This is a genomic window from Robertmurraya mangrovi, assembly GCF_034427655.1.
GTDB classification, from domain to species: Bacteria; Bacillota; Bacilli; order Bacillales; family Cytobacillaceae; genus Robertmurraya_A; species Robertmurraya_A mangrovi.
On record NZ_JAXOFX010000015.1, the window covers coordinates 38,075 to 50,799 of the forward strand.

Consider the following 12,725-nt stretch of genomic DNA (forward strand, 5'->3'; position numbering starts at 1 on the left):
CCAATGACTTTAATAAATGACGTTAAAACGTTGATAAGCAAAAATATTCGTGATTACGGAATGTACATTGCCTTATTTGTCATATTTTTAATCTTTACTATCTTAACAGATGGCTTATTTATTTCCTCTCGAAATATTAGTAACTTACTAGATTCTGCTGGATATATTGCGGTTTTAGCTGTAGGTGTAATGCTAGTTATTGTCATTCGACATATTGACTTATCCATTGGATTCTTAGCAGGATTCCTTGGGGCCATTGCAGCCATTTTACTTATGCAGTATGGTTTACCTGTTTATATCGTTATTCCAATCATTTTAATTCTTGGAACGATTGCAGGTCTATTTACAGGTTTTCTTGTTGCAAAAGTAGGAATCCCAGCCTTTGTTGCCACATTAGCTGGTTGGTTAATTTATCGCGGTGCAATCATTCAAGTAACAGAAAAATCGGGTACGATTATTGTGCAAAATGATGCGTTCAATGCGATTGGGAATGGATATATTCCTTCTTTTATGCAAATAGGTGGATTACATTTATTATCTTTATTAATTGGTGCAATAGGAATTGTATTCTACATTTATAGTTCAATTTCTAATCGTCGCAATAAAATAAAGTACAATTTTGAAGTCGTTTCAAAGCAGATTTTTATGCTGCAGCTTTTGTTTGTATCACTCATCATCGCAGCTATCACATGGATTTTAGCAGGTTATAATGGTTTCTCTTGGACAGTTATCATCATTTTATTAGTTGTCCTAGTCTATCATTTCTTTACAACAAAGACTGTACTTGGAAGACACGTTTATGCAGTAGGAAGTAATCCTGAAGCGGCACATTTAAGTGGTATTAATGTTAATAAGATTACGTATATTGTTTTTGGATCAATGGGACTACTTTCTGCATTATCAGGTATTCTATTTACATCTCGCTTACAAGCAGCAACTACAACGGCAGGAACATTATTTGAGCTAGATGCTATTGCAGCAGCTTATGTAGGTGGTGTATCGGCAGCAGGTGGAGTAGGAAAAGTAACAGGTGCCATCATCGGAGCTATCGTAATGGCATCCTTAACAAGTGGTATGAACCTACTCGGAGTAGGAATTTCGTATCAATATATGATTAAAGGTGGCGTATTAGCCTTAGCCGTTATCTTCGACGTAATGACGAGAAGAAAAGGAAACTAACTATTACTTCATTTATCTATAGCAGCAAGAAGGCTTTCACCATCAAGAATTGGGAAGGCCTTTTTGCTTAATTTCCTATATTAATATAATGCAGTTTTATAGCTAGGCTGATAGAATCAAATTAACTATTAATGAAGTAATAAAGAGAGAAAGGAGAGATACTAACATGCAAAAATATATGTATATTGTACTTGGAATAGTCTTTGTCTCTCTTTGTTATCTGATTTTTGTCACCGCTAACATTGTATTTAGTAATGATTTAGAGTTGCCTAAAGCAAAAAAGGTAACTGACACTGGGTATCGATTAGTTTTTATTACAAGAGATATGGATACAACGTTTTGGAATAAAGTAAGTAAAGGGGCAGCTGAACAAGCAGAAAAAGAGGGAGCAAGCCTTGAAATTTGGGGAAGTTACAGTAATAATCCAGAGGAATTTTTGAAAAAGTTGGAGCTTGCTATTCATTCAAAAATGGATGGGATTATTATTCAAGGGTTTGATACAAATGAATTTAAAGAACTTACGAAAGTGAAAGCTGCGTTTTACGGAATCCCGATTGTAACTGTAGCCAATGATGTGCCAATGAAAGAGAGTCTGAGAAGAACATACGTAGGTTCTAATCAATTCCAAGCTGGAAACTTAATTGCGTCGCAGCTTTTACATGATATGGGAGTAAAAGGGAACGTGGTACTCGTTTATGATAGTCAGCAAGAATATTACCAGCAAGAAAGATTAAATGGTATTAAACATGCTTTGAGTAAGTATCCAGGTATTAAGATGTTACATGCTAAAACATCCGAATCAAGAGATCAAGTCATTGCTACTATGAGAGGCGTATTAAATGAAATGCCAGATGTGGATGCTTTTATTGCTTTAAACGCAAATATGATCGGTCCAATGGTGCAAGAGATAAGCAAACGATCTCAAGTTGATCCTTATTTTATTTATACATTTGATGATGGTCCAGATTCACTACCTCTTTTAGCTGAAGGGAAAATTGACGGTGTCCTTAAGCAGGATCCGGAAAAGATGGGTGAAATTAGTGTACAGCAACTGATTAAGTGGTTAAATGGGGAGACAGTTCCCCTTGATATTAATGGTTACTTCACTAATATTCAAATATTGAAGGACGAAAAGAAATGATTAGTATTCGAAAGAAAATATTAATACTAACAACCGTTGTCATTGTCATTATGTCTATCATTTGGATTACATTAACGTTCTACAATTATAAAACACAAGTAAAATATAATGAAATATTAAACCGTTACTTAATATTGAATGATGTTTCGAGATCTAGTAATCAAGTGATTACAGATTTAAATAACTACATGATTCATCCTACAATAGATAACTTAGAGAAATTAGAGCTTAGCAAAAAAGTATTGGGTTCCGCAAAATATGAGGTATTTAAAGTAAGAAATGTAGAGAACCATTTTACTTTAACGAACTATATTAATCTAATGGATAGTTTAATTGAAACAACCGATAGGCTAATAGGGCTTGAACGAGAATCCGAGGCCGCGGTAAAGGATCTCGCAGAAACAACCCGCATTGGCAATTATATTTCCGAGATGACACTCACGCTAATTGATATGGAGCTAAAAACACATGAGCCTTTTTATCGTGGCATTATGGAGCATTCAATTGAATTAGTGAAGCTTGGTATATGGATGATTCTTTTAACCTCCTTATTACTATTACTGGTTACTTATTGGTTTTCTTTGAGTATCACGAGACCGGTTCAGCAACTAACAGAGGCTGCTAGTGAGTTATCGAAAGGTAGATTTGATAAAGGGATTACGGTTAAGACGAATGATGAAATTGCCTTTCTAGCTAAGACATTTGATCATATGCGTTCAAATATTAATAATTTAATTCAACAGATTAAGGAAACGGCAAAGCTGGAGTACGAGCTGCAGCAGAATAAAATTTTATTACAGGAGAGTCATTTTCGTAGTTTGCAAAGTCAGATTAATCCACACTTTTTGTTCAATACTCTAAACACGCTTTCTAAGAAAGCATATTTAGAAGGGTCGGAAGAAATTAGCGACTTACTTGTTAGTGTCGCAGACCTGTTGCGATACAATTTAAAGCAAATTGACCGGTCTGTTACATTGCGGGATGAATTAATGATTGTAAAGCAATATATGGAAATTCAAAAAGCGAGATTTACGGACCGTCTTCAACTTAAGTTAGAAATTGATTACTCATGTATAGACGTGGAAATTCCCGCTTTGACCCTCCAGCCAATTATCGAGAATGCTGTCATTTATGCAGTGGAGCCAAGAGTGGATGGCGGTGTTATTACTATCCGAGTTAAAAATGAGTCACACTTTGTAATAGTGGAAATTGCAGATGACGGAATAGGCATGCAAGAAGAAAAAATTACGCAAATTTTGAATGAACGTCAGGTGCAATCTGAAGGACACTCAACAGGAATAGGATTTAGTAATGTAGTGAAGCGGTTGCGTCTATTCTATGAAAGGGATGACGTCATTGCCATTGAAAGTGCGCTAGAAATCGGTACAACGGTTCTTTTAAAAATACCTAAAAAAAGAGGTGAGAAATATGATAAAGCTCTTAATAGTGGATGATGAACAAATAGAACGTGAAGGAATGAAGGCTATTCTAAATAGGTCATTTCCGGAACTTATCATTGAACAAGCCAATAATGGGAATAAAGCGGTAGAAATGGCAGCAAGTTTTAGACCAGATTTAGTATTAATGGATATTCAGATGCCTGGTATGAATGGACTGGAAGCGGTTGAGAAAATTCTTGAGGACTTTCCTCGAATGAAATTCATTATGGTAACAGCGTTTGATACGTTTAATTATGTTCAATCTGCTTTAAAACTGGGAGCTAAGGATTATATTTTGAAGCCAAGTAAGGTTAGTGAAATTAGAACTACGGTCGGTAAAGTTCTTAAAGAAATAGAAGACGAGAGGGAACTTTTATTAGAAAGCAACATGCAAAGGGAAATGCTTCAAAAGACGTTAGCACTTGCCGAAACGGATGTTGTAACTCAATTGCTTTTTGATCATGTACATGAAGTGCACCTCAATATGTTGATGGAGATGCTAGATAAACATTCAACTAGTGAAGTGTTTGTCATGAATGTGATTGTACCGGATGGATTGGAGTATCTTTACTCTCAAATTAAAGAGAAAGTGAGAAAAACAAGAAGTGGATGGATGGGTGCCCTTTACGATGGACAGGTACCAATCATCATTTTTCGAGGAGAGGGACATTCCTACCGAACTCAAGCAGTTTCTTTAGCAAGAGAAATTTTATCAGTGGGGAAGTCTGAACAAAAATCTGGTTGGTTTGTCGGAATAGGAAATGTATGTAATTCATTAGAGCAAATTCGACCATCTTATCAAGAAGCGATTATTGCATCCAGTAATACGACACTTTCTGTAAAATATCGTTTTTACCAAGATGTACCGGTATTAAACGAAAAGGACAGCCAACAATTGGCGAAGTTCCTAAAGAAAGATTTCTCTGAACAAGTGCGCCTTGGGCAGTGGGACCAAGTCAAATCGAACATCAGCCAAATTATTCAAGCCTACGAGATAGAAGGGCTTGATATGCAACACGCAGAGTCATTAGTGTTAAAAGGATTATGGACAATTTGGTCAATTTTGAGTGATATGGGGATTGAAACAGCCACTCCAATTTACACTTATAAAATCTCAAATTTCCGTCAGTTACGATCTGAGACAACAAATCTACTGAAAGTGATGAAACATTCTTATGATAAACATTATGAAAACTTGGAAGCGGATACAATACACCGAATTAAGCAATATATAATGGAAAACTCTCAACAAAATATTTCTCTTGAGACACTAAGTAATAAAGTAGGGCTAAGTCCTATTTACATTAGTAAAATGTTCAAAGAGAAACTTGGGATTAATTACATTGATTATCTAACTGTATGCCGTATAGATAAGGCAAAGAAAATGTTAGCAGACCCAGAAAAGAGTATTAAGGAAATTACCATTGAAGTAGGATATCACGAACCAAACTACTTTAGCAAAGTGTTTAAAAAAATGTGTAATGTCACACCGAGAGAGTATCGTAAAAAACTTCTTGGTTTAAAAGATACATAGAAGCTAGTAGACGAAGGGGGACAGAAGGCGGTGGCAAGAAAGCTCAGTAAATTAGGACTCCTACATGTTATTTTTATACTATTATTTTTGACAGCCTGTGAAGGGAAATTCGCCCCAAACCCTATAGAGAGTAGAGAACCCTTACAAGAAGAAGATACGGTGATAGAAGAGAAGATTAAAATTGGTTTTTCGATGGATACACTAGAAGAGGAGCGATGGCCAAAGGATCGAGATTTATTTAAACAGGCGGTGGAGGATTTAGGGACAGAAGTGGTGATACGGGAAGCAAAGGGAGACGATGCACTCCAAATTGTTCAAGCTGAAACGTTAATAAGTGAAGGAATTGACCTTCTTGTTATCGTTCCACATAACGCTGAGGCTGTAGCTACCATTGTTAAAAAGGCTCACTCTGCTGGCATTAAAGTTATTTCTTATGATCGTCTAGTTAAAAACTCTTCTATAGATTTATATATTTCCTTTGACAATGAATTAGTTGGGGAACTGCAAGCAAAGGCCATTACAAAACTAGTGCCTAAAGGGAAGTATGCGTATATTGGTGGGGCAAATACAGACAATAATGCACATCTAATTAAAAAAGGAGTCTTTAACGTTCTTCAGCCATTAATAGATAAGGGGGACATACAAGTTGTCTATGACCAATGGACTGAAAATTGGAGTCCCGAAAACGCACGACTAAATATGGAAGCTGCATTAAAGATTAATAACAATGAAATAGATGCTATTATTGCTGCAAACGATAGTACAGCCGGTGGTGTTATAGAAGCTCTTGCTGCCCAAGGGCTTGCTGGAAAAATTCCAGTTGCAGGCCAAGATGCAGACTTAGCCGCAGCTCAACGGATTGTAGAAGGTATTCAAACATTGACAATCTACAAACCTATTAGAACATTGGCCTATGAAGCAGCAACAGCAGCGGTTCAAATGGCTAAAGGAGAAGTTATTGTAACGGATCGAAAAATAAATAACGGGAAACTGGATATTCCATCTCTCCTCCTTCCACCAATTGCAGTCGATAAGAACAACATGGATGAAACAATTATAGCTGATGGCTTTCATTCTAGGCAGGATGTTTATAAAAATATAGAAAAGTGATAAAGAAATATTGTATTACATTGAATGGGAAGAGTTAATAATAAGGAGGTTTTTTTTGTGATAAAAACAGTACTTGTTGGGTTTGGTTTTGCAGCAAAAGTGTTTCATTTACCTCATTTAGTTCAGTCTACTAAATATGAAGTTGTGGGAATAGTTTCTAGTTCAGGAGCGTCAAAGGAACATCAAGATGTTAGAAATGTACCAGTATATTCAACATTAGATGAGGCACTTTCGCAAAGTAATGCAACCTTATATATTATTACAACTCCATCTGATATGCATTTTAATATGCTAAAACAGTGCATTCAGGCCGGAAAAGATGTACTTGTGGAAAAGCCAGCGTTTTTAACAGTGGAAGAAGGGGGAGAGTTAATAACACTCCTGAAGAATAGCAGATCTGTCGTGTCTGTACATCAAAACCGTCGATGGGATGGTGATTTTTTAACTATCCAAAAACTTTTAAAGGAAAAAACGCTAGGAGATTGGAAGGTTCTTGAATCACGTTTTGATCGTTTCCGACCAGTTATTCGTGATCGTTGGAGAGAGCAACCAGGGCCAGGTTCCGGTGTCCTATACGATTTAGGTTCCCACCTAATTGACCAAGCACTGAATTTATTCGGTGAACCAGATTCATTATATGCTGAAGTATTGACACAACGAGAGAATGCTCAAACAGATGATGGCTTTTTAATCGTGTTCCATTATGGTGAAAAGCGTGTATATTTACGTTCCAGTTCATTCATCAATTCCACATATCCAAGGTTTGAATTACATGGTACCAAAGGCAGTTTTGTAAAGTATGGATTAGATAACCAAGAAGCCCAACTAATAGACGGTACTTTCTATAAAGGAAAAGTAAAAGAGGTTGGAACACTACACATAGAAGAAGCGAAAGAGATTACAATACAGGCTGGAGGATATGACGATTTCTTCTCATTACTTGCCGAAGGATTATCAGCTAGTGAGCCTGTTGTTTCTTTAGAAGAAGCTCTTAAAGTGACTCGAATGATTGAATTGGTACGAACTTCTTCTGAGGAAGGTAGAAGAATAAAAAGGGAAGAGTGGACAGAATAGGATCTTTTTATATATAACTTTAATTATTTAGAGGATTGCAGTATCCCTTGTTTTGAATTAATCTTGATGAGAGAGAGGTAGATACGTACTTTACGAAAGAAGGGTTATGTTTGGGAAAAGGATTATTATACAGCTTGTTAGTATTTCTTATGATGGTATGGGGATTCAATGTTACAGCTATAAAGATTTTGGTCATGAATTTTCCCCCAGTTTTTATACAGGGTATACGTGTTTTGCTAGCAGGTGTAGTAGTGTTAATCCTACTTTTTAAGTTAAAAAAAATGGAACGAGTTTCTCGAAAAAATATAATAGGAATCTTCGTAACTGCTTTATTTGGTGTTTTGGGCCATCACCTTTGTTTAGCAGTCGGTTTAACGACCACAACGGCTTCGAATGCGGGATTAATATTAGGTTTAATTCCGTTGTCTACTTCCATTTTTGCGATGATTTTTCTAAAGGAAGCTTTAACGATTTTGAAGTCTGTAGGGATTTTAATTGCTTTAAGCGGGGTTTATTTTGTTATTTTAAATGGAAATGGACCTGTTTCTGGTTTTTCTATCGGTGACCTATATATATTTGGTGCTGTTATTACACAAGCTATTAGCTTTATTTTAATAAAAAAGCTAACCAATAACCTTGATTCTAGACAAATGACTGGAATCATGTTGATTTTTGGTTCATTAATGATGATAGGAGTAAGTTTCTGGATTGACCCAGTGGAGTCCTATAAATTAAATCAGCCATTTTATGTGTGGATAATCTTATTAGTTTCGGCTATTTTTGCTACTGGGCTAGGGCATATGTTATATAATTACGCAATACAACAATTAGGTGCTGGCTCAACAGCCATTTTTATTAATCTCTCAACGTTTTTCTCCTTGCTCGGATCAGCCTTGTTCCTTGGAGAAATGATTGTGGTTGAACAGTTAATTGGCTTTATACTTATTGTGATTGGGGTTATATTTGGAACAGGGATGTTTGATGAGTTCATCCGAAATCGAACACGCCGAAATACGACTCAATCGATGGATGTTTAGATAATATGTGTATAAAAATGTGGATAAACCCTTTGTTTTAAGGTTATCCACATTTTTTATTTTTTTTATATTTGAAAACTATGCACCTTTCTGTGGAAAAGTGCATAAGTTTCTAATTTGTAACAAATAAAGAAATGTCTATTCAAAAATGATAGCAGTCTATTTAACAACATAATATAATGATAGCAATCAAAGATGCTTTTTATATGACAGGGTTTAAAGGGGCCATAGATGAACACATTTATTTTTAACTATATTGTATTAGTTTCGGTTTCTGGTGTATTAAGTACATTATTAGCGATTTTAGTATTTTTCAACAAACATAGTTTTTCGGGAAGAAAAACCTTCATATGGATTAATATTACCTCCGCTTTTTATATTTTTGGCTACGCTTTTTGTTTATCTAGTACTTCGCTAGAGGAAATTGAATGGATGACAAGAATTCAATACGTAGGACTTCCTTTTATAGGACCACTATACATAGTACTAGTTATGCAATTTACAGGTCTGGATCGCTTTTTTACAAAGAAGTTGCTGACTGGTCTTTTTATTATTCCAGTACTAACTGTTTTAGTTGTTTGGACAAATCAGTTGCATCATCTATTTTATAAGTCTTTAACTGTTAAAGTGGTGGAAGGTTACCTACTTACTGAGTTTTCTATTGGTTTTTTTTATATTATCCATGGAGGATACACTTTTGGTAGTCTATTAGCGGCTTTGGTGCTTCTCATCTGGCATGGTAGGAGAATCCATCGTTCTTATAAGCTTCATGTGATCGCTATGTTTACAGCTTTATTAATCCCTATGACTTCATCTTTTCTTTATTTAATGGGAACGACTCCTCATAATATGGACCCTGTGCCTGTTATTATGTGTATAACATCGACCATCTATTTAATTGCTATTTACAAATCAAAAATGTTTAAAGTTGCACCTATTGCTAAAGATTTAGTATTTAGTCATATGAGGGACCCGGTTATTGTTTTAAATGCGCATGACCAAATAGTAGATTTCAACCTTGCAGCTGAAGGGATATTTCCAAACTTGAATAAAACCTTTATCGGTAAGGACATTCATACATCCTGGAAAGAAGAGTTTAATGATTTTCCACTGCCCGAGTGGAGTGAGGATCGTACCGAAGTTATTGAACAGGAAATTCAGTGGGTATATAAAGGTCGGGCAATTTATGGATTGTTTAGGGTATTTCCCATTCTGAAAAAGGACCATTTAATTGATGGACGAGCTTTGGTCTTTACAGATTTAACTAAGGAAATGATTTTAAGAGAAGAATTAAAGGAACGTGCTAGCAAGGACGGTTTAACTAATGTACTTAATCGTTCTGCTTTTATGGATAAATGCAGTCAATTTGCCGACGAACATAAATCTCTAGCCATCATTCTGTTTGATATCGACCATTTTAAAAAGATAAATGATACCTATGGTCATTTAGTAGGTGATCAGGCTTTAATTCATATTGTTGGTGTATGTAAAAGTTATATGAAAGAGGAATATATTTTTGCTAGATATGGTGGGGAAGAGTTTGTCATTGCTATGCCTGAGAGTTCAATAGAAGAGGCTAGTGAGTATGCTAAAGTACTCTGTGAGGAAATAGCAACTTCTAGGATGAAGCTGGGTGAACAGCCTTTACATATTACCGCTAGCTTTGGGGTAGCAGTCCATCAGAATGTAAAGTTAGGGGATTTATTAAACGAAGCAGACCAGGCACTGTATCAAGCAAAAAGAAACGGAAGAAATAATGTTCAAGTGTTCGGAGTGTAGAAAAAGGCATGGATTAACTATCCATTGCCTTTTTCTGTATAGGAACAAGTGTTATTTATCCTAAAAGATATTGCAAGATTAATAGTTATGACGCTTTTTTTGCTACTAATTCTGCAGTAGATTTTGGTGCTTTAAAGGAGCCTAGCAACATTCCAAGTCCCGTTCCAAATAAGGCGGGGATAACCCACTCAAGACCATAAGAAGCAAGTGGTAAGTATTCTCTTAATCCTTGAATAGGTCCTAAATCTAGACCGAATGTGTTCAGACCACTAATTACAGCAAATATACCTGTAAAAAGAATTGCACTTCCGTAAACAGGACGAGTGTTTTTGAAGAAGCGACTGAACAAAGTCAAAACGGTTAAAACAATGGTTAATGGATAGGCGGTTACTAAGAAAGGTACTGAAACTTTTAAAATCTGAGCCAACCCCATGTTTGACAAAGTAAAACCGATTAAAGTAACTACAGTAACTACTAATTTATAGCTCATATTAGGAAGAAGCTTCGAGAAGTATTGACCACAAGCTACTGTTAAACCAACAACAGTTGTAAAACATGCCAAGGTGAAAATTAATCCAAGTAAAACTTTTCCGCTAGATCCGAGGATTAGAGTAGAAGCTGCAGTTAGAAGGTCAGTTCCGCTCTCATATGAAACACTACTAGCCATTTTGCCGCCGATTAATCCTAAGCTAACATAAACAAGAGATAATAACACACCTGCGACTAGGCTCGCTTTTAGCGTGTAATTTATTAACTGTTTTTTATTAGTAACCCCGCGCTGCTTGATGGCAGAAAGGATAACAATGCCAAATGCAAGAGCAGCAAGTGCATCCATAGTATTATAGCCTTCAATAAAGCCTGTTGAAAACGAACTGGATTGGTATGACTCCACTGGAGGTTGAAGTTTTCCATCTAATTTTGTAAAGCCGATGGTACATAGAATTACCATAGCTACTAACAATACAGGAGAAATCCATCTACCCATATATTTTTCCATTTGAGAAGGGTTTAAGCTTACTAGGAAAACTAGGGAAAAAAATACAACTGAAAATAAAAGCAATGTGAAAGTTGATGACCCTAGGAAGGGTTTAACTCCCATCTCAAAAGCAACATTTGCATTCCTTGGAATGGCTAGGAAAGGACCAATTGATAAATAAACCACTACCATAAACACAGTGCTAAAAACTGGATGAACACGGTTGCCGATGGTTTGTGCACCATCTTTTACGAGTGAGACAGCGAGTAAAACGGCAAATGGAAGCCCCACACCAGTTAGAATAAATCCCGCCATTCCACTCCAAAAAGAAGTTCCTGCTTGTGTACCTAAAACAGGAGGGAAAATTAAGTTTCCCGCTCCAAAAAACATTGAAAATAACATAAGGCCCATTAATAAAACGTCTAACTTCTTCATTCTTATCACTCCAGTATTCTATTTTAGAAAAACAAAAAAGCCCGTCCCTATAAAAAGGGACGAGCTTGAACTCGCGTTACCACCCTAATTCCGCAGTAAATTAAAATTTAACTACGGCACTCAGTCAACGTACCATCATACGTGATCCTTGTAACGGCGGAAACCCGGCAAAGCTTACTATTTTCAGCTTTGCACCTCAGAGATGATTTTCAAATAAGACTTGAACACCGGCTCTCACCATTACCGATTCTCTTTAGAACAAGACTCTTAGTCTACTCTTCTCGTCATTGATTTTCTAATATGATTAACAATTTAACATCATGAAAATATTATGTCAATATATTTTGATTATTTATATTTTTTAGAATTAAATGAAAACGTTTTCTGTTTTTGAGAGTTCATAAACAAGGAGTTGGAAATATATGGAGAAATTTTTTAGTCTCCTCCGCCACCACCACAGTCGCCACCACCATCAAAGCTTGAATCAGAAGAACCACTCCACCAAGAAGAACTATAATCAGGAGAATGATGGGACCTTTTATTCCTTCTAGGAAGTTTACCATTTTTTCTAACCTGTTTCTGTTCCGGAGATAGTCTAATCCTAATCCATTTCTTCATATTTTTAGTTTGTCTGAAAATCTGTAAAGGTAAAAGAATTATTAGGAAATAACCTATAGTTATGATAACGATAAACCCAAGAACATATCCAATCATTTCAGCTACATACATATAATCAGACCTCCTTTTATTTGGTATCTATATATACTCTTTAGGTAGTGTATAGGTTTCAGAAAACTTAAATATTTGTATAAACTGTGTCCAAAAACTTAATAAACTGAAAATATCTTTTACCATTGACTCTATGCGTCATCCTTGTTAATATTCTCTTTATTATTTTAATAAAATATTACCTTGTATATGTTCAAGAATATGGCTTGAACGTTTCTACCAAGCTGCCGTAAATGGCTTGTCTACAGGGGGAATAGAAGGGGCTTTTTTAGCCTTTTTTACCCTTTGTAGA

General features: G+C 35.8%; 10 protein-coding genes, 1 riboswitch and 1 other annotated feature. Of the genes, 8 read left to right on the forward strand and 2 right to left on the reverse strand.

Annotation, left to right across the window (positions count from 1 at the left end):
* The first annotated feature begins 3 nt into the window (after window positions 1-3).
* The 8 genes from SM124_RS18090 (at window position 4) to SM124_RS18125 (ending at window position 10,293) form a co-directional block, all read left to right on the forward strand.
* Window positions 4-1,179, forward strand: coding sequence for a sugar ABC transporter permease (locus SM124_RS18090; protein WP_322447930.1), 1,176 nt, complete (start codon window positions 4-6; stop codon window positions 1,177-1,179).
* 166 nt (window positions 1,180-1,345) lie between these two features.
* Window positions 1,346-2,320, forward strand: coding sequence for a sugar ABC transporter substrate-binding protein (locus SM124_RS18095; RefSeq protein WP_322447931.1), 975 nt, complete (start codon window positions 1,346-1,348; stop codon window positions 2,318-2,320).
* Window positions 2,317-3,774 carry a sensor histidine kinase gene (locus SM124_RS18100; protein WP_322447932.1) on the forward strand — a complete coding sequence of 486 codons (1,458 nt, stop codon included), beginning with the start codon at window positions 2,317-2,319 and terminating at the stop codon, window positions 3,772-3,774. The genes SM124_RS18095 and SM124_RS18100 overlap by 4 nt, the downstream gene beginning before the upstream one ends.
* Complete coding sequence (locus SM124_RS18105; RefSeq protein WP_322447933.1) at window positions 3,749-5,293, forward strand: response regulator; 1,545 nt, start codon at window positions 3,749-3,751, stop codon at window positions 5,291-5,293. Before SM124_RS18100 ends, SM124_RS18105 begins: the two co-directional genes overlap by 26 nt.
* A 30-nt stretch (window positions 5,294-5,323) precedes the next feature.
* Window positions 5,324-6,403: a D-xylose ABC transporter substrate-binding protein gene (xylF, locus tag SM124_RS18110; protein WP_322447934.1), complete on the forward strand. Its 1,080-nt coding sequence runs from the start codon at window positions 5,324-5,326 to the stop codon at window positions 6,401-6,403.
* A gap of 57 nt (window positions 6,404-6,460) precedes the next feature.
* The gene (locus SM124_RS18115) at window positions 6,461-7,477 is read left to right on the forward strand and encodes a Gfo/Idh/MocA family protein (protein ID WP_322447935.1); all 1,017 of its coding nucleotides are present in this window, start codon (window positions 6,461-6,463) and stop codon (window positions 7,475-7,477) included.
* A 110-nt stretch (window positions 7,478-7,587) separates the two neighbouring features.
* The gene (locus SM124_RS18120) at window positions 7,588-8,514 is read left to right on the forward strand and encodes a DMT family transporter (protein ID WP_322447936.1); all 927 of its coding nucleotides are present in this window, start codon (window positions 7,588-7,590) and stop codon (window positions 8,512-8,514) included.
* 231 nt (window positions 8,515-8,745) lie between these two features.
* Window positions 8,746-10,293 carry a histidine kinase N-terminal 7TM domain-containing diguanylate cyclase gene (locus tag SM124_RS18125; protein WP_322447937.1) on the forward strand — a complete coding sequence of 516 codons (1,548 nt, stop codon included), beginning with the start codon at window positions 8,746-8,748 and terminating at the stop codon, window positions 10,291-10,293.
* An 85-nt stretch (window positions 10,294-10,378) separates the two neighbouring features.
* On the opposite strand, the gene brnQ is transcribed toward SM124_RS18125, so the two are convergent.
* Window positions 10,379-11,704: a branched-chain amino acid transport system II carrier protein gene (gene brnQ, locus SM124_RS18130; RefSeq protein ID WP_322447938.1), complete on the reverse strand. Its 1,326-nt coding sequence runs from the start codon at window positions 11,702-11,704 to the stop codon at window positions 10,379-10,381.
* Window positions 11,705-11,756: 52 nt separating this feature from the next.
* Window positions 11,757-12,001 (reverse strand) — a binding site (T-box leader).
* Between the two features lie 138 nt (window positions 12,002-12,139).
* On the reverse strand, window positions 12,140-12,433 hold the full coding sequence (locus SM124_RS18135) for a hypothetical protein (protein ID WP_322447939.1): 294 nt from the start codon (window positions 12,431-12,433) through the stop codon (window positions 12,140-12,142).
* A gap of 163 nt (window positions 12,434-12,596) precedes the next feature.
* Window positions 12,597-12,698, forward strand: a riboswitch (purine riboswitch).
* Window positions 12,699-12,725 lie beyond the last annotated feature (27 nt).